The 26,570-nt window shown below is 69.4% G+C and carries 23 protein-coding genes; 10 read left to right on the top strand and 13 right to left on the bottom strand.

All coding sequences use genetic code 11. From position 1 onward, the window contains the following. Positions 1-82 precede the first annotated feature (82 nt). Complete coding sequence (locus NAM01S_RS07860; protein WP_067781616.1) at positions 83-1,039, bottom strand: electron transfer flavoprotein subunit alpha/FixB family protein; 957 nt, start codon at positions 1,037-1,039, stop codon at positions 83-85. Positions 1,040-1,077: 38 nt separating this feature from the next. Further along, the gene (locus NAM01S_RS07855; RefSeq protein WP_067781613.1) at positions 1,078-1,863 is read right to left on the bottom strand and encodes an electron transfer flavoprotein subunit beta/FixA family protein; all 786 of its coding nucleotides are present in this window, start codon (positions 1,861-1,863) and stop codon (positions 1,078-1,080) included. 191 nt (positions 1,864-2,054) lie between these two features. Between NAM01S_RS07855 and NAM01S_RS07850 the strand changes: the two genes are divergently transcribed. From NAM01S_RS07850 to NAM01S_RS07840, 3 genes are read left to right on the top strand one after another with little or no spacing between them, the layout of a single operon-like run. Then, positions 2,055-2,864 (top strand): class I SAM-dependent methyltransferase, encoded by an 810-nt coding sequence (locus NAM01S_RS07850; protein ID WP_067781610.1) that lies wholly within the window; start codon positions 2,055-2,057, stop codon positions 2,862-2,864. Further along, complete coding sequence (locus tag NAM01S_RS07845) at positions 2,861-4,447, top strand: 1,4-alpha-glucan branching protein domain-containing protein (RefSeq protein ID WP_067781607.1); 1,587 nt, start codon at positions 2,861-2,863, stop codon at positions 4,445-4,447. The genes NAM01S_RS07850 and NAM01S_RS07845 overlap by 4 nt, the downstream gene beginning before the upstream one ends. Continuing rightward, positions 4,444-5,706, top strand: a complete 1,263-nt coding sequence (locus tag NAM01S_RS07840; RefSeq protein ID WP_067781604.1) for a glycosyltransferase family 4 protein — start codon at positions 4,444-4,446, stop codon at positions 5,704-5,706. Before NAM01S_RS07845 ends, NAM01S_RS07840 begins: the two co-directional genes overlap by 4 nt. 192 nt (positions 5,707-5,898) lie before the next feature. Here the strand turns inward: NAM01S_RS07840 and NAM01S_RS07835 are convergent, their stop codons facing one another. Continuing rightward, entirely contained in the window at positions 5,899-7,230 is a 1,332-nt protein-coding gene (locus NAM01S_RS07835; RefSeq protein ID WP_253798561.1) for an outer membrane protein assembly factor BamB family protein, read from the bottom strand. 367 nt (positions 7,231-7,597) lie between these two features. On the opposite strand from NAM01S_RS07835, the gene NAM01S_RS07830 reads away from it, so the two are divergent. Beyond that, the gene (locus NAM01S_RS07830; RefSeq protein ID WP_067781601.1) at positions 7,598-8,347 is read left to right on the top strand and encodes an acyltransferase; all 750 of its coding nucleotides are present in this window, start codon (positions 7,598-7,600) and stop codon (positions 8,345-8,347) included. 51 nt (positions 8,348-8,398) lie between these two features. Continuing rightward, positions 8,399-8,938, top strand: coding sequence for a DUF1697 domain-containing protein (locus NAM01S_RS07825; protein WP_067781598.1), 540 nt, complete (start codon positions 8,399-8,401; stop codon positions 8,936-8,938). Here the strand turns inward: NAM01S_RS07825 and NAM01S_RS07820 are convergent. The 9 genes from NAM01S_RS07820 to ctaD all read right to left on the bottom strand — a co-directional run bounded on the left by NAM01S_RS07820 (position 8,935) and on the right by ctaD (position 19,313). After that, the gene (locus NAM01S_RS07820; protein WP_067781594.1) at positions 8,935-10,122 is read right to left on the bottom strand and encodes a THUMP-like domain-containing protein; all 1,188 of its coding nucleotides are present in this window, start codon (positions 10,120-10,122) and stop codon (positions 8,935-8,937) included. The genes NAM01S_RS07825 and NAM01S_RS07820 overlap by 4 nt on opposite strands. Then, complete coding sequence (locus NAM01S_RS07815; RefSeq protein ID WP_067781591.1) at positions 10,123-11,100, bottom strand: class I SAM-dependent methyltransferase; 978 nt, start codon at positions 11,098-11,100, stop codon at positions 10,123-10,125. Positions 11,101-11,797: 697 nt separating this feature from the next. Continuing rightward, positions 11,798-12,574, bottom strand: coding sequence for an enoyl-CoA hydratase-related protein (locus NAM01S_RS07810; protein WP_067781588.1), 777 nt, complete (start codon positions 12,572-12,574; stop codon positions 11,798-11,800). A 229-nt stretch (positions 12,575-12,803) separates the two neighbouring features. Continuing rightward, complete coding sequence (locus NAM01S_RS07805) at positions 12,804-13,574, bottom strand: NUDIX hydrolase (protein ID WP_169810821.1); 771 nt, start codon at positions 13,572-13,574, stop codon at positions 12,804-12,806. 162 nt (positions 13,575-13,736) lie between these two features. Beyond that, entirely contained in the window at positions 13,737-14,570 is an 834-nt protein-coding gene (locus NAM01S_RS07800) for an ABC transporter ATP-binding protein (RefSeq protein ID WP_067781767.1), read from the bottom strand. Positions 14,571-14,812: 242 nt separating this feature from the next. Beyond that, a complete protein-coding gene (locus NAM01S_RS07795; protein ID WP_067781581.1) occupies positions 14,813-15,589 on the bottom strand; it encodes an aminoacyl-tRNA hydrolase in 777 nt (258 codons plus the stop codon). After that, the gene (locus NAM01S_RS07790) at positions 15,590-16,027 is read right to left on the bottom strand and encodes a protease inhibitor I42 family protein (RefSeq protein WP_169810819.1); all 438 of its coding nucleotides are present in this window, start codon (positions 16,025-16,027) and stop codon (positions 15,590-15,592) included. Positions 16,028-16,170: 143 nt separating this feature from the next. Then, a complete protein-coding gene (serB, locus tag NAM01S_RS07785; protein ID WP_443678202.1) occupies positions 16,171-17,406 on the bottom strand; it encodes a phosphoserine phosphatase SerB in 1,236 nt (411 codons plus the stop codon). A 164-nt stretch (positions 17,407-17,570) separates the two neighbouring features. Then, complete coding sequence (ctaD, locus tag NAM01S_RS07780; RefSeq protein ID WP_084482625.1) at positions 17,571-19,313, bottom strand: aa3-type cytochrome oxidase subunit I; 1,743 nt, start codon at positions 19,311-19,313, stop codon at positions 17,571-17,573. A 263-nt stretch (positions 19,314-19,576) separates the two neighbouring features. Here ctaD and NAM01S_RS07775 point away from each other — a divergent pair, with 263 nt between their 5' ends. The 3 genes from NAM01S_RS07775 (at position 19,577) to NAM01S_RS07765 (ending at position 22,544) form a co-directional block, all read left to right on the top strand. After that, positions 19,577-20,380, top strand: a complete 804-nt coding sequence (locus tag NAM01S_RS07775) for a VOC family protein (RefSeq protein ID WP_067781569.1) — start codon at positions 19,577-19,579, stop codon at positions 20,378-20,380. Positions 20,381-20,449: 69 nt separating this feature from the next. After that, the gene (locus NAM01S_RS07770; protein ID WP_067781566.1) at positions 20,450-21,538 is read left to right on the top strand and encodes an ABC transporter substrate-binding protein; all 1,089 of its coding nucleotides are present in this window, start codon (positions 20,450-20,452) and stop codon (positions 21,536-21,538) included. A 157-nt stretch (positions 21,539-21,695) separates the two neighbouring features. Beyond that, positions 21,696-22,544, top strand: coding sequence for a dioxygenase family protein (locus NAM01S_RS07765; RefSeq protein ID WP_157107642.1), 849 nt, complete (start codon positions 21,696-21,698; stop codon positions 22,542-22,544). 205 nt (positions 22,545-22,749) lie between these two features. Here NAM01S_RS07765 and nrdF read toward each other — a convergent pair whose 3' ends face one another. Beyond that, the gene (gene nrdF, locus NAM01S_RS07760) at positions 22,750-23,712 is read right to left on the bottom strand and encodes a class 1b ribonucleoside-diphosphate reductase subunit beta (RefSeq protein ID WP_067781560.1); all 963 of its coding nucleotides are present in this window, start codon (positions 23,710-23,712) and stop codon (positions 22,750-22,752) included. A gap of 554 nt (positions 23,713-24,266) precedes the next feature. Between nrdF and NAM01S_RS07755 the strand changes: the two genes are divergently transcribed. Together NAM01S_RS07755 and NAM01S_RS07750 are read left to right on the top strand one after the other, a co-directional pair. Next, positions 24,267-25,223 (top strand): hypothetical protein, encoded by a 957-nt coding sequence (locus NAM01S_RS07755; protein ID WP_067781557.1) that lies wholly within the window; start codon positions 24,267-24,269, stop codon positions 25,221-25,223. A gap of 258 nt (positions 25,224-25,481) precedes the next feature. After that, entirely contained in the window at positions 25,482-26,441 is a 960-nt protein-coding gene (locus NAM01S_RS07750) for a hypothetical protein (protein ID WP_067781763.1), read from the top strand. Positions 26,442-26,570: the final 129 nt, after the last annotated feature.

Below are 26,570 nucleotides of genomic sequence, written 5' to 3'. Positions count from 1 at the left end.
GCACCAACACCGCAGCGAAACGCGAACGACCCCGGCTGTTTCCAGCCGGGGTCGTTCGTAACAGCTACTCGCCGAGGGGGTTTCAGCCCTTGTGAGCCTTCACGGCCTCGGTGAGCTGCGGGGCGACGTTGAAGAGGTCGCCGACGATGCCGTAGTCCGCGATCTCGAAGATCGGGGCCTCTTCGTCCTTGTTGACCGCGATGATGGTCTTCGAGGTCTGCATGCCGGCGCGGTGCTGGATGGCGCCGGAGATGCCGAGGGCGATGTACAGCTGCGGGGAGACCGTCTTACCGGTCTGACCGACCTGGAACTGGCCAGGGTAGTAGCCCGAGTCGACGGCGGCGCGCGAGGCGCCGACGGCCGCGCCGAGCGAGTCGGCCAGCGCCTCGACGACCGCGAAGTTGTCGGCCGAGCCGACACCGCGACCACCGGAGACGACGATGTTCGCCTCGGTGAGCTCCGGACGGTCACCAGCGACGACCGGCTCGCGCGAGGTCACCTTGACGACGCCCTCTTCCTGCGCGGGAACCTCGACGGTCACCTTTTCGCCGGCACCGGCCTGCGCCACGGCCTCGACCGCACCCGGGCGAACCGAGATGACCGGCACGTCGCCGGTGGCCTTGGCGTCGACGGTGAAGGCGCCACCGAAGATGGAGTGCACGACGGAGCCGTCCTCGTTGACGCCGATGACGTCGACCAGCAGGCCGGAGCCGATGCGGGCGGCGAGGCGACCCGACACCTCCTTGCCCTCGGCGGAGGCGGCGACGATCACGGCGGCCGGGGACACCGACTCGACCAGACCCGCGAGCACGTCGACCTTCGGGGTCACCAGGAAGTTCTCCACATCGTCGGACTCGGCGATGTAGATCTTCTCGGCGCCCGCGGCGGCCAGCGCGTCGGCCAGCTTCTCGCCGGTGCCCGCGGCGCCGAGCACGACGGCGGCCGGGGTGCCCAGGGTGCGGGCGGCGGTGAGCAGTTCGGTGCTGACCTTCTTGATCGCACCGTCGGCGTGCTCGACGAGCACAAGTACTTCAGCCATTTGTGTTCTCTCCTAGGAAGTCTCGTCAGCCGGGCGGATCAGATGATCTTCTGACCGATGAGGTACTGGGCGATCTTGGTGCCGCCGTCGCCCTCGTCCGCGATCTTCTCGCCCGCGGTGCGCGGGGGCTTCGGGGTGGACGCGGTGACGGTGGTGCCCGCGTTGGCGACACCCACGGTCGACGGGTCGACGCCCAGGTCGGCCAGCGTGAAGACCTGAACTTCCTTCTTCTTGGCCGCCATGATGCCCTTGAAGGACGGGAAGCGCGGCTCGTTGATCTTCTCGGTCACCGAGACGATGGCGGGGAGGGTGGCCTCCAGCTTGAAGACGCCTTCGTCGGTCTCGCGCTCGCCGGTGATCTTGTCGCCGTCGACGGTCAGCTTGCGCAGGTGGGTCAGCTGCGGCAGACCCAGGTACTCCGCGATGATCGCGGGCACCGCACCGGCGCGGCCGTCGGTCGCCTCGTTGCCCGCGATGACCAGCTCGACACCCTCGACCTGGCCGAGCGCGCTGGCCAGCACCCACGCGGTCTGCACGGCGTCGGAGCCGTGGATCGCCGGGTCGTTGATGTGGATGGCCTTGTCGGCGCCCATCGAGAGCGCCTTGCGGATGGCCTCGGTGGCGCGGTCCGGACCGGCGGCCAGCACGGTGACCTCACCGCCCTGGGCTTCCTTGATCAGCAGCGCCTCTTCGACGGCGCGCTCGTTGATCTCGTCGAGGACGGCGTCCGCAGCCTCACGGTCCAGGGTGTAGTCACCATCGGACAGCTTGCGCTCGGACCAGGTGTCAGGGACCTGCTTGATGAGTACGACGATGTTCGGCATCGGTCTTCGTCGACCTCCTGTTCTGGGGGCGTTATCTGGTGGTCGCACGAGCTGGGCCGTACGTCCTTTGAGGTAGCTCAGGGCGTGACACTACCCTACGTTAAGTTACTCGTGGGTAACTTAGTGGCTTCTCTCTCAATACACCGGTCCGGGCGATATCGTGCGCGACCCTTACCAGTAACGTCGGTGTGATGAGCGAGGCTGTGATCCCTGCCGCAGTGGGCGACCCGAGGGTCATAACTGCGGAAAACGCCGGTGCCGTCGAACCATTGCCGCTGACCGGCGAGCGCACCGTCCCCGGCATCGCCGAGGAGAACTACTGGTTCCGCAGGCACGAGATCGTCTACGCCCGGCTGCTCGACCGGTGCGCCGGAAAGACCGTGCTGGAGGCCGGTTCCGGCGAAGGCTACGGCGCCGACATGATCGCCGGGGTGGCCACCAAGGTGATCGGCCTCGACTACGACGCGAGCGCGGTCGCGCACGTACGGGCGCGCTACCCGCGCGTGGAGATGATCCAGGGCAACCTCGCCGCCCTGCCGCTCGACGACGCCTCGGTCGATGTCGTGGTGAATTTCCAAGTCATCGAACACCTTTGGGACCAGAGCCAGTTCCTGCGGGAATGCCTTCGGGTGCTGCGGCCCGGCGGCGAGCTGCTGATCAGCACGCCCAACCGGATCACCTTCTCGCCCGGCCGCGACACCCCGCTCAACCCGTTCCACACCCGCGAGTTGAACGCGGACGAGCTGACCGAACTGCTCGTCGAGGCCGGTTTCGAGGTCGCGCTGATGACCGGCGTGCACCACGGCGCGACGCTGAAAGCGTTGGACGCCAAGCACGGTGGCTCGTTCATCGACGCGCAGATCCAGCGGGCGCTCGCAGGCGAGCCGTGGCCCGCCGAGCTGACCGCCGACGTCGCCGCGGTGACCATCGACGACTTCGACCTGATCACCGAGGACATCGACGCCAGCCTCGACCTCGTGGCCATCGCGGTGAAGCGTTGACCGACAACGCGGTACCCGGCCAGTTCACCCTGGTCCTGCACTCCCATCTGCCGTGGCTGGCCAACCACGGCCGCTGGCCGGTCGGCGAGGAATGGCTCTACCAGTCGTGGGCCGCGTCCTACCTCCCGGTCGTCGAGGTACTGAGAACCCTAGCGGCGGAAGGTCGTTCGCATCTGCTGAGCCTCGGCATCACGCCGGTGCTCGCGGCCCAGCTCGACGACCCGCACTGCCTGGCGGGCATGCACCACTGGCTCGGCAACTGGCAGCTGCGCGCCGACGAGGCGGCCATGGCGGGCAATGTCGCGCTGGGCAGGCACGAGCACCGGCTCGCCGCCGCGGCGCTGACCGAGTTCGAGCTGCGCTGGCGGCACGGCGCCGCGCCGGTCTGGCGCGAACTCGTCGACGCGCAGACGATCGAGCTGCTCGGCGGCCCGCTCGCGCACCCGTTCCAGCCGCTGCTCGACCCGCGGCTGCGCGAGTTCCAGCTGCGCGAGGGCCTGGCCGACGCCCGCCAGCGCTGGGGCCACACCCCGACCGGCATCTGGGCGCCGGAGTGCGGATACACGCCGGGCATGGAGGTCGGCTACGCCGCCGCCGGTGTGACGCATTTCATGGTCGACGGACCCGCGCTGCGCGGCGACAGCAGCCTCGGCCGCCCGGTGCGCGACACCGACGTCGTGGCGTTCGGGCGCGATCTTCAGGTGAGCTACCGGGTTTGGTCGCCGAAGTCCGGCTATCCCGGCCAGGCGCAGTACCGTGATTTTCATCACTACGACCACGCGACGGGTCTCAAACCCGCCCGCGTCACCGGCAAGACGGTCGCCGGGCCCGACAAGGCCCCGTACGACCCGGAGCTGGCGGCCGCGGCGGTGGTCCGCGACGTCGACGACTTCGTGCGCACCGTGCGCGATCGACTCGTCGCCGAGTCCGAACGCATCGGCCGTCCCGCGCTCGTCGTCGCCGCCTTCGACACCGAGCTGTTCGGGCACTGGTGGCACGAGGGTCCGCAGTGGCTGGCCCAGGTGCTGCGCGCGCTGCCGGAGGCGGGCGTCACCGTCGGCACCCTGGCCGACGCGCGCGAACGCGGATTCGTCGGTGAGCCCGTGCAGCTGACCGATTCGTCATGGGGGTCCGGCAAGGACTGGCGGGTGTGGGCCGGTGATCAGGTGCGGGATCTGGTCGAACTCAACGACGAGGTCGTGCGACTGGCGCTGGACACCCTGGACAAGATGCGCGCGGGAGCCACCTCCGCGCTGCGCGACCCGGTCGCGGATCAGTTGCTGCGCGAGGCGATCCTGACGGTGTCCAGCGACTGGGCGTTCATGGTCAGCAAGGACTCAGCGGCGGGCTACGCGCGGGAGCGGGCCCACCAGCACGCGCATGCCGTGCGGGAGATCGCGGCGGCGGTCGGCGCGGGTCAAGTCGCCAAAGCGCGGCAGTTGGCGGCAGGATGGTACGCGGCCGACGGATTCTTCCCCGGATTGGATGCGCGACGGCTCCCCAGTGCCGACCCCACCGGGAACCTGGACCGGGGCCCGCAAGGCCCGGCCGCGGACGGCCCTGCCTATGAAGGACATGCATGAAGATCTTGATGGTGTCGTGGGAATACCCGCCGGTTGTGGTCGGTGGGTTGGGTCGGCACGTGCATCACCTCGCCACCGAGCTCGCCGCGGCGGGCCACGAAGTGGTCGTCCTGTCCCGCCGCCCGTCCGGCACCGATTCCGCCACCCACCCGACGCATTCGTTCATCGAGGACGGCGTCCTGGTGGTCGCGGTCGCCGAGGATCCGCCCTGCTTCGACTTCGGCGAGGACATGCTGGCCTGGACCCTGGCCATGGGCCACGCGATGGTGCGCGCGGGCGTCGCGCTCGGTAAGCCTGGCATCGGCGACGGCTGGACGCCCGACGTCGTGCACGCGCACGACTGGCTGGTCGCCCATCCCGGCATCGCGCTCGCCGAGTACTACGACGTGCCGCTGGTCTCGACCATTCACGCCACCGAGGCGGGCCGCCACAGCGGCTGGGTCGCCGGCAAGGTCAACAAGCAGGTGCACTCGGTCGAATGGTGGCTCGCCAACGAATCCGACGCGCTGATCACCTGCTCGACCTCGATGCAGGACGAGGTGCAGCGCCTCTACGGTCCCGAGCGCATCCCGATGACCGTCATCCGCAACGGCATCGACGTGGGCGCGTGGACCTTCCGCCCCCGCGCACCGCGTTCCGGCCCGCCGCGGCTGCTGTACGTCGGCAGGCTGGAATACGAGAAGGGCGTGCAGGACGCCATCGCCGCGCTGCCCCGCATCCGCCGCGCCCACCCGGGCACCACGCTGACCGTCGCGGGCGTCGGCACCCAGTTCGAATGGCTGCGAGAACGGGCTCGGGTGCACCGCGTCGCGCGCGCGGTTACCTTCGCCGGTCAGCTCGACCACCAGGAACTGCTCGGCTGGCTGCACGGCGCCGACGCCATCGTGCTGCCGAGCCGCTACGAGCCGTTCGGCATCGTCGCGCTGGAAGCGGCCGCCGCTGGCACCCCGCTGATCACCTCCACGGCGGGCGGGCTCGGCGAAGCAGTCATCGACGGCGTTACCGGCGCCTCCTTCGAACCCGCCGACGTGGACGGTCTGGTGGAGGCGGTGCGCGCGACGCTGGACGATCCCGCCGCCGCACAGGACCGCGCCTACGCCGCCCGCGAGCGCCTGACCGCGGACTTCGCCTGGGACGTCGTCGCGGCGGAGACCGCACAGGTGTACTCGGAAGCCAAACGGCGGGTGCGCAATCCGCTCGGCAGGCCGGTCATCGTGGAACGTCCACTGCCGGAACGGGATCCGAACAACCCGATCTGATCGGCGTCGCCGGAAGCGGACCGTTGCGGCGGCCCGGACGCCGTCGGACCGAAGGCCACGCACCGCCGCAGCGAGGGCGGAGGTGCAGACGGCGCTGCCGGACGCAGACCGCTCACGGCCGGAGCGAAGGCGGAGGTACGCACAGACGGCGCTGCGGACGCAGACCGCGCACGGCCGGAGCGAAGGCGGAGGTTACTCCGGCTTGAAGACGAAGACCTCGCCGATCCGGGTGGCCAGCACCACCTCGCCCTCGGCGCTTACCGAGGTGCCGGTGGTGCTGCCCTGCGCGCCGGGCAGCACATCGGCATCGATGGTCGCGCCGCTGGCGGTGTCGAACGTGATCAGGCTCAGGCCCTCGCCGATCGCCGCGGCGGTGTAGCCGGTGCCGCCCTCGGTCTGCACCGGCACGCCACGCAGCACCAGATCCTTACGCTCCCAGACGGTTTCAGCGGTCTCACCGGTGTCGCGCAAGGCGAGCAGGTAACCCTCGTCGCCCGCGGGGATGATCAGACCGTCGGCGGAGACCGAGATCCCGCCGCTCGGCGTGAATCCCAGCGGCCGCACCCACTTGGTGCGCCCGTCGGCGGTGTCGACGGCGATCAGTCGCTTGGTGTTGTCGCCGACGTAGACGGTGCCGCCGTCCGCGGACAGCGCGGGACCGGTGGCGCTGCCCTCGGTCAGTATCTCCGCGCGCCACTCCTGCTGAATTTTGTTGTCGGCGTAGCGCAGAGCGACCAGCGCGGCGTTCGGCGAACCGGGCTGCCACACGGTGACGTAGAAGCGACCGGTGGACTTCTCGATCGCCGAGATGTTCGCGACCGGGCACTGCGGGCCGCCGGTGCCACAGTCGTCGAGTCCCTGGCCCGAGGCAGGCCTTGTCAGGTTGGGGTGCTCCAAAAGGTCGGGCTCGCCGAGCAGCTGGACGGTCGGCACGGTCCGCAGGCCGGTCTGGCGGTCGAGCACGTCCACCTGGCCGGACTGGGTGATGGTGAGCAACCTGCTGTCACCGGTGAACTGCACCGAAACCGGAACGCCCGCAACGGGTGTGCGCCAGCGCGGCTGACCCAGGTAGTTGTAGGAGTTCACCGCGCCGTCGTCGCCGACGTAGACGTTGCTCGCGCCGTCCACCGCGGTGGGCGAGGAAATCGTGTTGGGGCCGAGCACATCACAGAAACGCTTGCGGCCGGTCGGCATCTGCAACGACAGGATGGCGCAACCGTTGGGAGTGCGGGTCGTCAGGAACAGCTGGCCCTCGGCGCCGATGGTGACCGGCTGCTCGATGGGACCGGCGGCCGGCCTTGACCAGCTCAGCGTCAGCGAGCGCGCGCCGGTCACGGGGCTGACGCCGCTGTTGCGACCGTCGTGGTGCGCGGCGGGCCAACCTTTCCCGGAGCCGACGGTGATGTCGTCGACGTCAGTGCCGCAGGCGGTCAGCGCGAGCGCGCCCATGGCGGCAAGCGCGGCCACCGCACGCACCCGGGATCGCGGCTGTGTGGCGACAGCCCGCACGCTACCGGTTCGCACCTGCTGTTCTCCCCTCTGGTCGGTGGGCGCTCGCAAGACTAGCCGGTGTTCAATTTGCCGCGCCTGCGGCACGGCGGGTTCGCGGCCCCCTGGTGTCTCGCGCTCGAGCGGCCGCTGCTGGCGACGGTGTCGCGTGCGCAGCGGCCGCTCGAGCGCGAGACGGGCCGCGAACGGCGCTCGTAAGACTCGCGCGCACGTGGTCGGCTCATGAGACGCCGGTTGCTTCTCGATGAACATCTCGCATGGCGGACCTTCCGCCGCGTGAACGTGAGGGTAGAGCCGGGGGTGGTAGAGCGCGAAAGTACGCTGTGTAGCCAAAGACATCCCCCGGGTCGCCGGTCCCGGGAACACGACGGGAGAACGGTTCGTGACGAGCATGTGGGGCGCACCGTTGCGCTCGCGGTGGCGGGGTTCGCGCCGCCGGGATCCGCAGCAGGCGCGATTTCTGACCGTGGCGTCGCTGCGCTGGGTGCTCGCCAACCGCGCCTACACGCCCTGGTATCTGGTCCGCTACTACCGGCTGTTCAAGTTCAAGCTGGCGAACCCGCACATCGTGCTGCGCGGCATGGTGTTCCTCGGCCGCCGGGTCGAGATCCACGCGACGCCCGAGCTGAGCCGGATGGAGATCGGTCGCTGGGTGCACATCGGCGACGGCAACGCCATCCGCTGCCACGAGGGCTCGCTGCGCATCGGCGACAAGGTGGTGTTCGGCAAGGACAATGTCGTCAACACCTACCTCGACATCGAGATCGGCGAATCGACGCTGGTCGCCGACTGGTGCTACATCTGCGACTTCGACCACAAGATGGACGACATCACGCTGCCCATCAAGGACCAGGGCATCGTGAAGAGCCCCGTCCGGATCGGCCCCGACACGTGGATCGCCGCCAAGGTGACCGTGCTGCGCGAGACCCGGGTCGGCCGCGGCTGCGTCCTCGGTGCGCACGCGGTGGTCAAGGGCGAGATCCCGGACTACAGCATCGCCGTCGGCGCCCCGGCGAAGGTGGTCAAGAACCGCAAGGCCACCTGGGAGGCGGGCGCCGAGGAGCGGGCGAAATACATCGCCGCGCTGGAGGACATCGAGCGCAAGAAGAACGGCGTCACCCAGCAGGCGTAGTTCGCCGCGTTCGACGGAAAGTCGTCGGTCCGCTCGAGTACGGTCGTCGGCATGAACAGGTACGCGGCGCTGCTGCGCGGGATCATGCCGTCCAACCCGAACATGCGCAACGAGAAGTTGCGCGCGGTGTTCGAGGGACTCGGGTTCGAGAAGGTGGCGACGATCCTGTCCAGCGGCAATGTGGTGTTCCGCTGCGCCGATACCGACGCGGCGGCGCTGGAGGATCGGATCCAGGAGGCGCTGAACCGGGAGCTCGGGATTCCGGGCGGGACCATCGTGCGCGGCTACGAGGACCTGCGCGAGCTGCTCGATCGCGACCCGTTCGAGGGGCTCACCCACGAACGGGGCTCGTACCTCACGGTCACCTTCTTCAAGGACCAGAACCCGACCGTGGAGCATCCCGACACCGGCGACGAGCTGACCCGGATCATCGGTTACGACGCCGAGGCTCGCGCCTTTCTCACCGTCATCGACAACAGCACGCCGAAGACCCCCGACTTCATGGCGTGGCTGGACAAGACCTACGGCAAGGACATCACCACCCGCACCTGGTTGACGGTGCAGCGGATCGTGAAGAAGCTGGAGTCTTAGGTGTGCGCGGTGCAGACGAATACCGTGGCGGCGCGGCCGATTCGAGTGATCACGAGCGTATAGGCAACGCTGCCTTTGAGTTTCAACCGTTTGCGCAGCGCGTCCGGGTCGACGTCCACGCCGCGCACCAGAATCTCCAGCGCCCCGCAGTCGCGGCGGGCCAGCTCTTGGCGCAACGTCTTCTCGCGCAGCTCGAGCCGGTCCTCGATGCGGAAGCCGCGGAGGCCCGAGGGTACGGCATCGCCGGTGAGGTAGGCGATGTGCGGATCCAGTTGCCACAGGCCGTGTTTCGCCGCGTAGTGCCGGACCAGCCCGGCGCGGACGATCGCGCCGTCGGGATCGATGATCCACTCGCCGGGCGGTCGGTCGGGAAGTTCGTCCGGCTCCGCGTCGGTGAGGACCTGCGGCGCGCCGCGCGAACTCAGCACGGTGGCGCGGCGGGTGACGCCGGATTCGGCAAGGCCGGCCGACCACAGGCACGCCTCACGGACCGCCCCGTCCAGCGAGACCACCTCGATCTCACCGGACCAGTCGAGCCGGTCGAAATCCAGTCCGGGCGCGCACTTCACGGCGATGTCGCGACCGGAGTAGGCGTCGAGCAGATCGGGCAGCGGAGGTTGCAACTTGGCCGGGTCGTGGGTGCGGCGGCCGTCCGAGCGGCGTGCCGGATCGGCGATGATCACCGTGCCGGTACTGCTCGGCACTAGGGCATCTGCCTTGGCCAGCAACACATTTCCGGGGCCGGAGAGCGGCGACCACCGCGAACCGAGATTGTGCGCGGCGATCGCCAGCCGCACCTCGTCCAGGTCGCTACCGACGACGGCCGGGCACACCTCGGCCAGCTCGGCGAGTTCGGCGCCGATGGAGCAGGTGACGTCGTGCACGGCCCGCCCGGCCAGCCGGGCCGCCCGGTGCCGGGCGACCCTGGTCGGCGTCGCCTGCTGTAGCGCGTCGTCGGTGAAGAGCCACTCCCCCGCGTCGTGCAGTTTGGCGGCGGCCTTTCGGCGCAGCCGCACGGTCTCCACGAGGGCGGCGGCGTGCTCCCCGTTGTCGCGACGCACCCGCGCCAAATCGCGCAGGTGCGTCGCGGGGGACAGTTCCAGCCGGTCCACCTCGGCCAGCGCGGCACGCCCTGTCGCGGAGGCGAGGAAGGCGATGTCCGCGCGACCGAAGCGGTAGCCCACCTACTTGGCGGACGCGCCCGGCTTCACGCCGGTGATCATGGCGTTGTAGAAGAACTGGCGCGGCACCACGCGGCGCATGATGTTCTCGTCCACCCAGCTCAGTCCGAGCCAGGCGCGGTACATCGCCATCCGGTAGCCCATGCCGAGCTTCTCGGCCGGCACGGCCGCCTCGAAGGTGCGCACCGGCCAGCCCCACAGCGCGGCGGCGAATTCCTCGGTGCTCGCCTTGACCTCGACCGCGCCAGCGGACCGAGCCATCGACTCGAGGTCGCGGGGATCGAAAGTGTGCAGGTCGACGACCGCCTCCAGCGCCGCGGCGCGCGAGGACTCGTCCAGCTCCTCCTGCGGACGACGCCAGCCGGCCAGCGCGGGCAGCTTGGTGACCGAGGTGGTGGCCTTCCAGGTGATGCGGCCGAGCCAGCGGGCGTAGAAGTTGCCAACGGTGGTCGGCTCGCCGGCGAAGACGAAGCGACCGCCGGGCTTGAGCACCCGCAGGCACTCCTTCAGCGCCAGCTCCACATCCGGGATGTGGTGCAGCACAGCGTGACCGACGACCAGATCGAAGGTGTCGTCGTCGTAGGGGATGGTCTCGGCGTCGGCGACTCGGCCGTCCACGTCCAGGCCCAGGTTCTCCGCGTTGCGGAGCGCCACCTTCACCATGCCCGGCGAGAGGTCGGTGACCGAGCCGGACTTGGCGACGCCGCCCTGCATCAGGTTCAGCAGGAAGAACCCGGTGCCGCAGCCGAGCTCGAGCGCCTTCTCGTAGGGCAGCGGCGCGGGGCCCACCGCGGCGTCGAAGCGGCCGCGGGCGTATTCGATGCAGCGCTCGTCATAGGAGATGGACCATTTGTCGTCGTAGGTCTCCGCTTCCCAGTCGTGGTAGAGCACCTGGGCGAGCTTCGTATCCTTCAGCGCTGCTTCGACCTCGGCCTCGGTGGCATGCGGGTTCGGCGCGGGGTCGTCGGGACGTACCGTCATGGTCGCCTAGCCTACATAAATCCCCAGATGAAGCCCGCTGTCGGCCCGTGCTTCTCGCGGGGTACCGGACCGGTGGCCGAATGAGAACGTGTTCCTATCAGGGCAATCTCCTGGCACACCCGTTTCAGACCGATCGGCATTCGTGCAGGCGGGCGCCTTCAACCCCCGTTCGGGGCGTGCCACGACGCACTCGGCACAGGCATCGCGACGGGCCCGGAGCGCAGTCGACGCGGGCGGCACGGCACCCTCGGCACGAGGTCGCGACGGACTCGACGGATGCGTCGCGACGGGCTCGGCACGGACCCCGAGCACAGTCGACGCTGGCCGCACGGCACCCTCGGCACGACGTCGCGACGAACTCGACGGATGCGTCGCGACGGGCTCGGCACGGACCCCGAGCACAGTCGACGCTGGCCGCACCGCACCCTCGGCACGACGTCGCGACGAACTCGACGGATGCGTCGCGACGGGCTCGGCACGGACCCCGAGCACAGTCGACGCTGGCCGCACCGCACCCTCGGCACGACGTCGCGACGAACTCGACGGATGCGTCGCGACGGGCTCGGCACGGACCCCGAGCACAGTCGACGCTGGCCGCACCGCACCCTCGGCACGACGTCGCGACGAACTCGACGGATGCCTCGCGACGAACTTCGGTGCGGCGGCGGTGACTCGATTCCGGGCCGACGCCGCCCGTTCAGCGACCGACGAAGACCGCGGAACCCGGACCGTCGGCGACGTAGGATTCCGTGCCGATTCGGCGGTCCTCGGTGGCGAACAGACCGGCCCATTCGCCGCGGGCGCGGTCGAGACCGTGCGGACCCGCCTCGAAGACCGCCTTGGCCGCGGCCAGCGCGCGGCCGGGGCCGTCGGTGAAGCGTTCGGCCCAGCGCAGCGCGGCGGCGAAGACGTCGTCGGGCGCGACGACCTCGTCGACCAGACCGACGGCGCGCGCCTCGTCCGGCTCCACGAAACGCCCGGTGTACACGAGGTCCTTGGCCGGGCCCGGCCCGATCAGCAGCGAGAGCCGCCGGATACCCGCGAGCGGGATCAGTCCCGCGTGGATCTGCGGCAGGCCTAGCTTGACGTTGTCACCGATGACGCGACGGTCGGCGCCGAGGGCCAGCTCCAGCCCGGCACCGAGGCAGTACCCGCTGATCGCGGCGACGGTCGGCTGCGGAACCTTGGCGAGGCAACCCAACGCGGACTGCACGTCGGCGGCCATGGCCTCGGCCTGATCGGCGTCCAGGGCGGCCAGCTCGGCCACGTCGTCACCCGCTGAGAACACCCGCTCGTCCCCGTACACCACCAGTGCCGCGACCCGCGGATGCGCCGCCACCGCCGCCGCGGCCTCGGCCACCTCCCGCACCACCTGAACGTTGAGCAGGTTCATCGGCGGACGAGCGATCCGCAGAACGGCGACGCCCCGCGCGCCATCCCCTTCCGGCAGCTCCAAGGTCACGAATTCGGCCATGGCACGCACGCTACCGTCCGCCCCTGCCGCGCCCCGCATCTCCGTGTACCTCGCAGACGTCGGGTACACCACACAGCCCGGCTGCCCCGCAGCGGTCGGGTACACCGCACAGCCCAGCGGCCCCGCAGCGGTCGGGTGCGCCCCGCAGCCCCGCGACGCTCACCGAGATCAGGCGCCTTCGCAGCGCTGGTAGCTCCCGCTCGGCGTGTGCGAGGTGCGCGAAGAGCTACTACCGACGGGCGGAACCCTTGAGCTTGCCTGCTTCGGGGAGGTCGGCGAAGTAGCGGTCGTTGTCGGGGAAGCTCAGCATCTTGGTGCCGTCGGCATCGATGAACTCCGGCATGATCGCGTCGATGACCGGTTCGGCCGCGAAGATCTCCGCCGTGGAGGCGAAGCGACCCAGCGCGTCCAACTGGGACCAGGTCGGCGGGAGCAGGATGTCGGTGCCCGCGCGCCAGCGGTCCAGCGCCTCGGCCGGGGTGCGCCACTGGACCTCGGCGGCCTCGGACGTCGCGCCATCGGCCAGCTGACCCTGCGGCAGGACGGCGACGAAGAAGTGGGTGTCGTACCGACGCGGCTCGATGACCGGGGTGATCCAATTCGCCCACGGCCGCAGCAGATCCGCGCGCAGCACCAGCTTCTCCTCGGCCAGGAAGGTGGCGAGGGAGAGTTCGCGGCGCTCCAGCTTGCCGCGCGCCTCGCGGTACGGGACGGTCTCCTCGACGACGGTGTCGGCCGTCGGGCCCGCGAGCAGCACGCCGCATTCCTCGAAGGTCTCCCGCACCGCCGCGCACACCAGCGCCTTCGCGCGCGGCTCGGTGGTCGCGAACCGCTCCGCCCACCACGCCGGATCCGGACCCGCCCAGTCGATCTCGACGGTGCTGTCGGCGGGATCGACGCCGCCGCCGGGGAACACCGTCATGCCCGCGGCGAAGGCCATCGCCCCGACTCGTCGCTGCAGGAACACTTCGGGACCGTTCGCCCCGTCGCGCACCAACATCACCGTGGACGCGTCCTTCGGGGCCGAGGGTTCCTGCGGCTGCGCGCCAGCCGACGTCGTTGTCTCACTCACACTTGCACCCTAACGCGCGCTTGGTATCGCCACCCCAGCCCGTATGGGCGAGCGCAGGCGGAGCTACACCGCGCTTGATTCGCGGCCGCCCTAGCGGGAGCGGTGTTTTCCCGCGCGGCGGGCGCGGCGGGCGAAGTAGCGGCCGTCGACGCGGTCGAGGGCGATGGCCTGGCGGAAGGCGTCGCTGAGGTTCTCCGAGGTGAGCACGTCGGTGAGCAGGCCCTGGGCGACCACCTCGCCCTCGTTGAGCAGCAGGCCGTGGGTGAAGCCGGGCGGGATCTCCTCCACGTGGTGGGTGACCAGCACCATGGCGGGCGCCTCGGGGTCCGCGGCGAGATCGCCGAGGCGCTCGACCAGTTCCTCGCGACCGCCCAGGTCGAGACCGGCCGCCGGCTCGTCGAGCAGCAGCAGTTCCGGGTCGGGCATCAGCGCGCGGGCGATGAGCACCCGCTTGCGCTCGCCCTCGGACAGCGTGCCGTAGGTGCGGTCGGAAAGGTGTTCGGCGCCTAGGCTTTCCAGCATGTCGATGGCGCGGTCGGTGTCGACGTCGTCGTAGCGTTCACGCCAGCGGCCGAGCACGGCGTACCCCGCGGACACCACGAGGTCGCTGACCTTCTCGTCCAGCGGCACGCGATTGGCCAGCGCCGCAGAGGAGAGGCCGATGCGCGGCTTCAGCTCGTTGACGTCGACCTTGCCGATCACCTCACCGAGCAGGTGGGCGACGCCCGAGGTCGGGTGCATTTCGGCGGCGGCCATGCGCAGCAGGGAGGTCTTGCCCGCGCCGTTCGGGCCGAGCACGACCCAGCGTTCGTCGAGCTCGACCTGCCAGGTGACCGGACCGACGAGGGTGTGCCCCGAGCGTCGGACGGTCACGTCGGTGAAATCGATGAGCAGATCGGGATCCGGTTGCGGCACGCGCTCCATCTTGGCCCACATGCGCCGGGTTTGTCCGACCGACCCACATCGCTCGCACGGAACCCGGGCATCCGGTCGGCCACGCGAGCCACGAAGGCGCGCCACCTGGCTCGTGCGGGGCACGGTCGATCCAACGGCGGCCCACCGGTCGGCCGGAACGTCCTAGCGCCGATCAGGGGGCGGCACTGTCCCGTCTCCGAGACTCGAATACCCCACCGCCCACTCCTGAACGGTCGGCTTCGGCGAGCCGATCACCAGGCCTCGGGCGGCACCGCGATCACCGTCAGCGAACCCGGAGCGATCTCGGTGAAGCCCGCGTCCCGCACGGCCACCGCGCCGCCCGTCCGCACCCGGTCGCTCAGCGCCTGCCACTGTGCGGGGTCGGCTTCGCGCACCGCGCAATGGAATTCGCGGAGCGACCACCGATAGGCGTCCTCGGGGCTCAGCGCCGCCGCGAGCAGCATACTGGCGTGGCCGACCTGCGCCGCGCTCTTGCCCAGCGTCATGCCGAGCGCCGAGTTCACCCACAGCACAGGAAGATTCGGGTCCGCGGGCCCCGGTTCGTCGTGGTCGAGGTCGGTGCCGCCGATCTGGAGCTTCCTGATCCGCGGGTCAACCGCGCCGACCGCGCTCGGCACGAAAGCCCGCGCCTGCGCGCCGTCGATCTGCACAGTGACGCCGTCGACCTCGTTCGCCGCCAGCCACTGCGCACCGCGGGCGCGCCGCGCCACCTTGCGGATTCGGGAGCGCTTCCACGCGAGATACCGCCGCGCCCATGGGCCGTCCGGTCCGACCCGTTCGTCCAGGCACAGCGCGACCGCGGAGGCCGCCGCGGCGGCCAGCAACGCGCTGCGCGCGGGCGGCTCGGCCTTGGGCAGGTGCAGCACCATCTGCATCGCCTGCACCTGATCGGGGTCGTCGGGATCGCCCGCGCCACCGTAGCCGAGGGCGAGTTCCGCGTGCCGGATGCGGAATCCCTCTTCCCCCGTGGACAATTCGTCCACGATGCCGCTCTCCGGACTGCTCATTCACTCCACCTCGACCCTCAACGTGAACTTCTGCGCGGGTGCGACGCCGTGCTCCCACGGGCGCGCGTACTCCAGTGCAAGCTCGGTGACACCCGCGGCATTCCCGACGAACGTCCACACCGCGCTGCCGCCGGAGCCGGGCGCGATCGGCCGGTCGGCATCCGGCCGGTAATCCGGCTCGCCCTCGGGCCGGAGCACGTTCTGGTCCAGCGCGGCGAGCCGCCAGCCGTACCCGGTCGACGGGTTGGCGGGCAAGGTCACGATCAGCTGTTGCCCGGTGCGCAGCTCGCGATTCTGCCCGCTGTCGGCCTCGGTCACGTCCATGGCGTCTCCCGAACGCTGGGTGGTGGTCGTCGCGGGCGTGTGTCCTTCGTGATCGTCGGTGCCGCACGCGGCGAGCGCGATTCCGAGCAGCAGCACAACCAGGGACTTACGCACCGCGTTCTCCGATCGCCGAATGATCACTGTCCGCGACCAGCGTAGTCGGCGCTGCCGAGGAGCCCCTGGACACAGCGGCTCGGCCCGGTCGCACCGGCACCCCTCGCACCGAGGCACGCCCATCGACGACAAGGCCGCGCGGCCTACCGAACCAGCGGCACCCGGCGCATCAACCCGTCGCGGGCGTCGGCGGCCTCCACCTCGTGCCGGGTGACGCCGAGGATGAACAGCACCGCGTCCAGATACGGGTGCGACAGCGCGGTGTCGGCGACCTCGCGCAGCGCGGGCTTGGCGTTGAACGCGACACCGAGCCCGGCGGCGTTGAGCATGTCGATGTCGTTGGCGCCGTCGCCGACCGCGACGGTCTGTTCCATGGGCACCCCGGCCTCGGCGGCGAACTTGCGCAGCGCGGTCGCCTTGGCGGCACGGTCGACGATGTCGCCGACGACCCGGCCGGTCAGCTTGCCGTCCTTGATCTCCAGGGTGTTCGCCTGCACGAAGTCGAGCTCGAGTTCGTGCGCGAGCGGCTCGATGACCTGGCGGAAACCGCCGGACACCACGCCGCAGCGGAAGCCGATGCGGCGCAGGGTGCGGATGGTGGTGCGCGCGCCGGGGGTCAGCTCGATCCGGTCGGCGACCTCCTCGATGACCGATTCGTCCAGACCCTCCAGGGTCGCGACGCGCTGGCGCAGCGATTCGGCGAAGTCGATCTCGCCGCGCATGGCGGCCTCGGTGACCTGGCGGACCTGCTCCTCGACACCCGCGTGCGCGGCGAGCATCTCGATGACCTCGCCCTGGATCAGCGTCGAGTCGACGTCGAACACGATGAGCCGCTTGGCCCGCCGCGCCAGCCCGGCCCGCTCCACCGCGACGTCGACCTCTTCGGCGACCGCGACCTCGGCCAGCGCGGTGCGCAGCCTGGAGTCGGTGTCCGCGCCGGTGTCGGTCGCGGTGACCAGCAGCTCCATCCCGGTGACGGGGTAGTCGGCGATGCCTCGGATGGTGTCGATGTTCGCGCCGAGCACGGCGAGCTGCCGCGACACCGCGCTGAACGCCCGCGCGGTGACCGGCGCGCCGAGGACGACCACCGCGTGCGTGGACATCGGCGCCCGCCCGATGGCCGCGCCCACCTCCACGTCGACGGTCATGCCGACGGTGTTCATCGCCTCTTCGAGCTCGTCCTGAAGCTCTTCCGGATCGTTCGGGCAGGTGACCAGCACACCGAGGGTGAGCCTGCCGCGGATGACGACCTGCTCCACATCCAGCAGGCTCACCTGGTGCCGCGACATCGCCGCGAGCAGCACGGACGTCACACCGGGCCGGTCGGGTCCGGTGACGGTGACGAGAACGGTGGTGTCGGCCAAGTCTGTGTGCTCCAAGTCTGTGTTCGATTGGCGGCGCCGCTGAGCTCTACCGTATTGGACGCCGAGGTCCCGCGGCAGCGGCAGCGTGCACAACGGGGCATCAGCCGGGAGCCGTCGACGCCGGGTAAACGCGCATGCACCCGCTGGTTCCAGCGGGTGCATGCGCGTTGCGTTGCGAACTAGTGCTTCGCCAGCTCGCCCTCGTGGACGGCGGTGGCGTGCTTGCCCGAGCCCCAGCCCACGTGCGCCTCGGCGCGCATGCGCTCCACCATGTGCGGGTAGTGCAGCTCGAACGCGGGACGCTCGGAGCGGATGCGCGGCAGCTCGTAGAAGTTGTGCCGCGGCGGCGGGCAGGTGGTGGCCCACTCCAGCGAGTTGCCGTAGCCCCACGGGTCGTCCACCGTCACGACCTCACCGTAGCGGTAGCTCTTGAAGACGTTCCAGATGAACGGCAGCATCGAGGCGCCGAGGACGAACGCGCCGATGGTCGAGATGGTGTTCAGCGTGGTGAAACCGTCCGTCGGCAGGTAGTCGGCGTAGCGCCGCGGCATGCCCTCGTTACCGAGCCAGTGCTGCACCAGGAAGGTGGTGTGGAAGCCGACGAAGGTCGCCCAGAAGTGCCACTTGGCCAGGCGCTCGTCCACCATGCGACCGGTCATCTTCGGGAACCAGAAGTAGATGCCGGCGAAGGTGGCGAACACGATGGTGCCGAAGAGCACGTAGTGGAAGTGCGCGACCACGAAATAGGTGTCGGACACGTGGAAGTCCATGGGCGGCGAGGCGAGGATGACGCCCGAGAGACCACCGAAGAGGAAGGTCACGAGGAAGCCGAGCGACCACAACATCGGCGACTCGAAGGTCAGCTGGCCGCGCCACATGGTGCCGATCCAGTTGAAGAACTTCACGCCGGTGGGCACCGCGATGAGGAAGGTCATGAACGAGAAGTACGGCAGCAGCACGGCGCCGGTCGCGTACATGTGGTGCGCCCACACCGCGATGGACAGCGCGGCGATGCCGAGGGTCGCGTACACCAGGGTCGTGTAACCGAAGATCGGCTTGCGGCTGAACACCGGGAAGATCTCCGAGACGATGCCGAAGAACGGCAGCGCGATGATGTACACCTCGGGGTGGCCGAAGAACCAGAACAGGTGCTGGTAGAGCAGGATGCCGCCGGTGGCCGGGTCGTAGATGTGGCCACCCAGGTGGCGGTCGTAGGCCAGGCCGAACAGCGCCGCGGTGAGCAGCGGGAAGGCGAGCAGGACCAGGACGCTGGTGACGGCGATGTTCCAGGTGAAGATCGGCATCCGGAACATGGTCATGCCGGGCGCGCGCAGGCAGACCACGGTGGTCAGCATGTTCACGCCGCCGAGGATGGTGCCGAGACCGGAGACGGCGAGGCCGAGGATCCACAGGTCGGTGCCGACGCCGGGCGAGTGCAGGATGTCGGTCAGCGGGACGTACGCGGTCCAGCCGAAGTCGGCGGCGCCGCCCGGGGTGACGAAGCCCGCGGTCGCCATCGAGCCGCCGAACAGGTACAGCCAGTAGCTGAACGCGTTCAGACGCGGGAAGGCGACGTCAGGGGCGCCGATCTGCAGCGGAAGGATGATGTTGGCGAAGCCGAACACGATCGCGGTCGCGTAGAACAGCAGCATGATCGTGCCGTGCATGGTGAACAGCTGGTTGAACTGTTCCGGCGAGAGGAACTGCAGGCCGGGGCGCGCCAGCTCGGCACGCATCAGCAGGGCCATCAGACCGCCGACCATGAAGAAGCTGATCGCCGTCACCAGGTACATGGTGCCGAGCACCTTGGGGTCCGTGGTGGTGACCATCTTGTAGAGGAAAGAACCCTTGGGTCCGGTCCGAGCCGGATACGGTCGAGTCGCTTCCAACTGAGGGACTGGTCTGGGCTCTACCGCAGTCACTGATCCTCCTGAAGATGCCTTTAGGTCGCTCCGCGAGCTCCGCTGCTCGCCTTCATCCCGTTCCCGAGACAGCGGACAGTTCGCTTGCGCTCCTGAGATCGTAAACGGTGCCGTCACGGCCGACAGAGCGGGTCCTACTCTGCGTCGTATTTCGTTGGTCACCGGCCATCCGCGGGATGTCCCCGCGCCTCCGCCGATGACTTCACGGCGCCGCGGTCGTCTCTATCCATGACAACCCTTCGTCACCTGCGAGGAGACCGCTCATGACCACTCCGAAGCCGGGCGACCCCGTCTGGGTCGACCTCTACACTGCCGATCCCGAGCGCAGCATCGCCTTCTACGGCGACCTGTTCGGCTGGACCGTCGACCGCGCGGGCGCGGAATTCGGCGGCTACCTGACCTTCCGCAAGGACGGCAATGCCGTCGCGGGCGGGATGGGCAGGATGGACGACGACGGCGACACCGGACCGGATCGGTGGACCGTCTATCTGTCGGCGCCGGACGCCAGGGCCGCCGCCGCGGCCGCGACCGCCAACGGCGGGTCCGTGATCGTGGAGCCGATGGACGTCGGTGATCTCGGTGTGATGGCGGTGCTCGGCGATCCGGGCGGCGCGGGCGTCGGCGTCTGGCAGGCGGGCTCGTTCGGCGGGTTCGAGACCGCGGCCCTCGTCGAGGGCGGCAAGTGGCGCGATCACGCGGGCGCGCCGTCCTGGTTCGAGCTGCACACCCGCTCGTACGAGGGCTCGCTGGCGTTCTACCGCGAGGTGTTCGGCTGGTCTGACATCTTCGAGATGCCAGGCGCGCCGGAGTTCCGCTACACCACCATCCATTCGACAAGTCCGATGCTGGGCGGCGTGATGGACGCCTCGGACTTCCTGCCGCCCGGCGCGCCCGCGGGCTGGACCGTGTACTTCGGCGCCGACGATGTGGACAAGACGGTCGCCCAGGTCGTCGCGCTCGGCGGCAAGGTCGTCTCGGCCGCGCAGGACTCCCCGTACGGGCGGATGGCCACCGTCGCGGATCCGACCGGCGCGATCTTCAACCTCGGCGGCGACGTCGCCGGATAGCTCGCTCGCCGAGGCGCGGCCCGGCCCCGCGCCTCGGCCGCGCCGCCGGACGCCTGTACCCTCTCCGGCATGCCGGTGAGCGCACTCGTTCGCACCCGAAATCGCGTTGTCGCCACCCGTTACGGCGCTGTCGTCGTCCGTAACGGCGCTGTCGCCGTCGCGGCCGTCTGCGCCGCGGCGCTGGTCGGGTGCGGTAGCCAGACCGACGACGCGAGTTCGATCATCCGCACCACCACCAATATCGCGGGTGCGGGCGTCATCGGGCTGGAGCGGGATACGACGAGGGCCTGCACCCTGCCGAGTGCGCCCGATCAGGCATCGGGCACCCGAAGCGTCACGCACGCCGCCGGTGTCTCCGAGGTGCCCGCCGATCCGCAGCGCATCGTCGTGCTGACCACCTCCGCGCTGGACGCCACTTGTGCACTGGGCCTGTGGGAGCGCGTGGTCGGTGCGGTGACCGTGGACGGGGAACGTCCGCAGCCCGCCTTCCTCGGCACCGGCGTGCTGAAGATCCCGAGCGTCGGCACCGCTGCCGAGCCGGACCTCGCCAAGATCGCGGAACTGCGTCCCGACGTCATCATCGGCGAACAGCCCTCGGGCGCGGCCACTTTCGACGCGCTGCGGGCCATCGCGCCGACCGTGCTCGTCGGGGCGTCGAACAGCTGGCAGGCCGAATTCAGCGCCTTCGCAGCGGGTTTGGACCGCAGCGGCGCGGCTGGCACGGCGCTGGCGAACTACCGCACCGAGGCCGCCGACATCGGAAACGCCATCGCAGCCAACCAGAGTCAGGCCTCGGTCGTCCGGTTCACCGGCGACGCCATCCAGGTCCAGGGCAGCGAGAGTTTCGCGGGCCGGGTCTTGGCCGACGTGGGTGTCCAGCGCCCCACCGCCCAGCGCGGCGCGTCCTTCGACGTCGCCGCGGGCGATTTCGACACCAAGGTCGAAGGCGACGTCATCTATGTCGTCCTGGCCGGTGAATCCGGTAAGGAACAGGGCGAGAAGGTCATGCGCGGCGACGAATGGAAGGAACTCGGCGCCGCAGGCGACCGCCGCGTCTTCGCGGTCGAGGACAGCGTCTGGCACGGCGACGGACTCACCGCCGCCCGCGCCCTGCTCAGCGATGTGCAGAAGACGTTGAACGGGTACGTCACCGACTGAGCGCTCGGCTCACAGCGGACTCCCAGCGTTGTCCCAGTTCGGTCCGAGCGCGGCCCCATACCTTCGCTGTCGACGTGAACGAGCGGAGGAGAACGTGGTGGGTAGGAATGGTGAAGCACATGAGCACGATCTCGGGTTGGCGCACGATCTGCGGGTGATGTCGCGGCGGCGAGCGCTGAGCTTTCTCGGGATCGCCGGAGTGGCGACGGCCGCGACCGCCTGTGCGACGGCCTCGCAGACAGGTACGTCCAACGCGAGCACAGCCACGAGCGCGGCGGCGAGCGACGCGAGCGCGGTGAGCGCGGCGCCGCAGGAGACGGCGGGACCGTACCCGGGCGACGGCTCCAACGGGCCCAACGTGCTCGTCGAATCCGGCGTGGTCCGCTCCGACATCACCACCAGCTTCGGCTCGTATTCCGGTGTGGCCGAAGGCGTTCCGATGACGCTGAAACTTTCGCTACGTGATCTCGCCGAGAACGGCGCCGCGGGCGCCGGCATGGCCGTCTACGTCTGGCACTGCGACCGATCCGGCGCGTACTCGCTCTACAGCCCGGGCGTCACCGAACAGAACTGCCTGCGCGGCGTGCAGGTCGCCGACGCGGCAGGCGCGGTGACGTTCACCTCGATCTTCCCGGCCTGCTATTCGGGCCGCTGGCCGCACATCCACTTCGAGGTCTACGAATCGCTGGAGACCGCGGTCGCGGGCAGCAACGCCCGGCTGACCTCGCAGATCGCACTCCCCCAGGACGTGTGCGAGGCCGTCTTCGCGCACGACTCGGGTTACGCGCAGAGCATCCGCAACATGTCCGGCGTCTCGCTCGCCTCGGACACCGTGTTCGGCGACGGCTGGGACGCCGAGCTGGCCACCGTCACCGGAACACCCGCCTCCGGTCTCACGGTCGCACTCACCATCGGCGTCGCCGCGAAATCCGAGAACTCTTCTCCCGGAGGCGGTTTCGGCCCGCCGCCCGGTGGCCGCCCCGGCGGTCCGCCGCCTGGCCGCTGAGCCGCGGGCACCGGTGAAACGGCTGAGCCGCGAAAACTCGGAAAGCCCCGCTACGCCGTGAAAGCCCGCTGAGCCGTGAACCCAGGGACCCTGAGCTGTGCGAACCCGGAAGCCCGCTGCGAACCCGGAAAGCGGCTGAGCCACGTGCACCCAGTAAACGACGCGGGGCCCCGCAGCGGCGGGGCCCCGGCTCGGGAACGGTGGATCAGAACTCCCAGTCCTCGTCCTCGGTGTTGACCGCCTTACCGATCACGTACGACGATCCGGAACCGGAGAAGAAGTCGTGGTTCTCGTCGGCGTTCGGCGAAAGCGCCGAGAGGATGGCCGGATTCACGTCGGTCTCGTCCTTTGGGAACAGGCCCTCGTAGCCGAGGTTCATCAGCGCCTTGTTGGCGTTGTAGCGCAGGAACTTCTTGACGTCCTCGGTGAGGCCGACCTCGTCGTACAGGTCCTGGGTGTATTCGACCTCGTTGTCGTAGAGCTCGAACAGCAGCTCGAAGGTGTAGTTCTTCAGCTCGTCGCGCTCGGCCTGGGAGACCAGCTCGAGGCCCTTCTGGTACTTGTAGCCGATGTAGTACCCGTGCACGGCCTCGTCGCGGATGATAAGGCGGATCATGTCGGCGGTGTTGGTCAGCTTGGCCCGCGAGGACCAGTGCATCGGCAGGTAGAAGCCCGAGTAGAACAGGAAGCTCTCCAGCAGCGTGGAGGCCACCTTGCGCTTGAGCGGATCCTCGCCGTTGTAGTAGGCCAGTACGATCTCGGCCTTGCGCTGCAGGTTCCGGTTCTCCTCGGACCAGCGGAACGCCTCGTCGATCTCCTTGGTGGAACACAGCGTGGAGAAGATGGAGCTGTAGCTCTTCGCGTGCACCGACTCCATGAACGCGATGTTGGTGAGCACCGCTTCCTCGTGCGGGGTCAGCGCGTCCGGGATCAGGCTGACCGCGCCGACGGTGCCCTGGATGGTGTCGAGCAGGGTCAGGCCGGTGAAGACCCGCATGGTCAGCTGCTTCTCGTCGGCGGTCAGCGTGTTCCACGAGGGGATGTCGTTGGACACCGGAACCTTCTCCGGCAGCCAGAAGTTGCCGGTCAGCCGGTCCCAGACCTCGGCATCCTTCTCGTCGGGCACCCGATTCCAGTTGATGGCCGACACCCGATCGATCAGTTTCATCCTGCCTCCACACCTTTCCCGAGCACGCTGCCGTCACGGAGTTCCTACCACCGAACACTACTCCTAGTGGCTCAGAACTCCATGCAGCACAACACCTTGTGTCGCTGCGGCGCACGTCACGGGCAACCATTTCGCCGTGAGACCACCGCGCGCGGCACCCATTGTGCGGCACCCGCCCGCGCGCGACCGCAGCGGTCCTCGGTGCGATGCGATCGATCGCCAGCAGTTAGCCATCGCCAGTAGTTAGCCGTCGGCGCCGAAGCGACGAGCGCCCGTGGTCGACCCCACGTCGCCGGTTTGCCGGTACCGAATCCGCGCCGAGCCCGGCCAGGACTCCGCACCTCAACTGGTGGAGAGACTGACAGGCCACGACCCGGAGGTCCTGCAGCGCCTCACCGACCCGTTCCCGCCGAGCTGAACCGAAGGGGCCCGCCAGATTCGGCGGCGCATCTCGGTCGGTTGCGACGCGCGCCGGGGAGCGGGCAGACTGCTGGGCCAGAAGCGCGCAGTCGGCGCGCCGCACAAGGGGGGTTACTGTGCTACGCAGGTTCGGGATGGTCGCGGCAGCCACTGTTGTTCTGCTCAGTGTCATCGCCTGTCAGGAAGAGCCGCCGCCCGCGCCCGCCGGTTCCGGGGGATACTGGGTCACCGCGCCGGAGACCGACGAGCAGCGTTGGGAAGTGCTGCGCAAGGTTCAGGCCATCGATCCGTGCGCGCTCGTCCCGCGCACCGAACTGGCCCGAATCGGCACGGTGAATTGGGTGGATGTCCGCATGCCGAGCTGGTGCGAAGCGCGGATGGGTCCGACCGAACACGGCAAGGGAACCGCTTTGAGCTGGACGCTGTCCGTCGCGCCGAATGGCATTAAACAGTCGGAGCGCGGGCGCACAACGAAGGTCGGCGCCGTCACCGTCGGCACGGTCAGCGATCTCGACTCCAACCCGGACCTCCAGGGCAAGCTGGTCGAGCGCAATTGCACCGCGAGCGCGAGCTTCCCGTCGACCGCGGCCGTGATGATCTTCGTCACGACACCGCTGGGCACCGAACCGTGCCCGGTCGCCGACGCGGTACTGCCGACCATTCTCGCTCAGCTCGACAAGGAACCCCAGCACGGCACTTCGCCCGACACCCCGCGGACCGCCCTGCTCGGCCGCGATCCCTGCGCGGTCACGAACGAACTCGGCGTCACCCCGGTGGTAGCGGACCAGCGCGACTGGAAGTGCTCCTTTCCGTATCGCGGCGACACCGTCGAAGTCCGGTACACCTATGACAAAGAGCGGCTGATCGCCCAGGGCGAACCGATTTTCACCATCAACGGGCATCCGGGGTACGGCGATCCGAGCTCCGACGAATTCCATTCGTACAACGCGATAGTGGGTCCGCCATTGCCCTCGCCGAAGCCCGAGTCCTCGATGGGACCGAAGCTCCCGGTCGTCAGCGTGTTCGGCCGAGACGAGGCCGCGGTGGAAGAGGTCCTGCGCCGGGCGACCGCACTGTTTCCCGCCGCCTGACGCGGGGCCGAAACCCCGCACGCGCTGGAACCGGCTGCCTCTGGGCGTTGTGACCACGGCGGGCCGCAAGGGCGCTGCGCCGCAATGAATTTCCGGCAAGCCTGATCGCCTTTGCCGCAGGCGTGCGTGGATCTCGCTCCGGACCAATGCAATCCTCGTTTTGCGAGACGGCGGATCTACGGGCACACTCGGCGGCGATGGTTCGCGGGAGTCGGGCCATCATCCCGACTGGGATCCGTTGCGATGAAGGGGGACTCGATGCTGCGTCGACTACTGCTGGTGGGCGCGATCGCCCTGACCGCCGCCGGATGCCAGTCCGAACCGGCGACGAACTCGGCGGCTGCTACGGAACCCGTTGTGGGAGCGGACTTCTGGTCCAAGATCCCGCAGGACGACCAGCAGCGCGACGAAGTGCTGCGACACACCCGCAGGATCGATGTGTGCGCGCTGCTTCCGCGCGAGACCCTCGGCCAACTCACCGCGTTCGGCGCGTTGCGCGCGGTCGAGAACGATCAGCCGACCGCGTGCAACGCGGCGCTCGGACCCGCGGGCTATGGCGAGGGCACCGCGCTGAAGTGGTCCACCAACGCACTGCCGGACCCGTTCCCGCAGGACCGCGGCACGGTGCGACAGCTCGGCGATGTGACGACCTGGACCGTCGCCTCGGAACAGCACTGCAGTGTGACCGCCAAGTTCCCGGCCGGAGTCGGCGTCTACCTCGACATCGAGACGAAGACGCCGACCGATCTGTGCGCGGCGATCGAAGGCTTGGTCCCCGGCATCCTCGACCGATGGCGTTCGGCGCCGCCGCAGGGAACGTCACCCGACACCGTGCGCACCGCGCTGCACGGGGCCGACCCGTGCGCGGTGCGCGGCAAGCTGGCGGACACCGTCGAGTTCGGCATCAAGCGCACGCTGAACGGCTGTGCCTTCACCTACCGGGCCGAGGAGGTGATCCTGAGCTACGAGAACAGGAACCGGAGCGTGCTCACCGCCGCAGCCACCACCCTCACGCTCGACGGTCACAACGTCTACCGGTCCAATCCGTCCGGCGACAACGACCCGATCCGCAGCTACAACGCGCCGGTCGGCCCCGAACTGCCGCAGGCGGAACCCGCGGGGATGTTCGGCCCGCCGGTGCCGATCGTCAGCGTCCTCGCCGAATCCGACGATGTGGCGAAAGAAGTCATGCGGCAAACGCTTTCGCTGTTCGACTGATCCGGCCGCGACAGCTCCTGTCGCCGCGTCCGCGCGGACACCGACGCGGGGCGTCCAAACGATGACGAGTCAGGTGCCCGCCTCGTTCCGTTGACGACGGCGATGTTTGCGCGAGGGTTGCTCCGGCGG

This window comes from Nocardia amikacinitolerans NBRC 108937, assembly GCF_001612615.1.
Classification (GTDB): Bacteria; Actinomycetota; Actinomycetes; order Mycobacteriales; family Mycobacteriaceae; genus Nocardia; species Nocardia amikacinitolerans.
The sequence above is the reverse complement of the archived record's forward strand: the minus strand, read 5'-3'. Positions and strand labels throughout refer to the sequence as shown.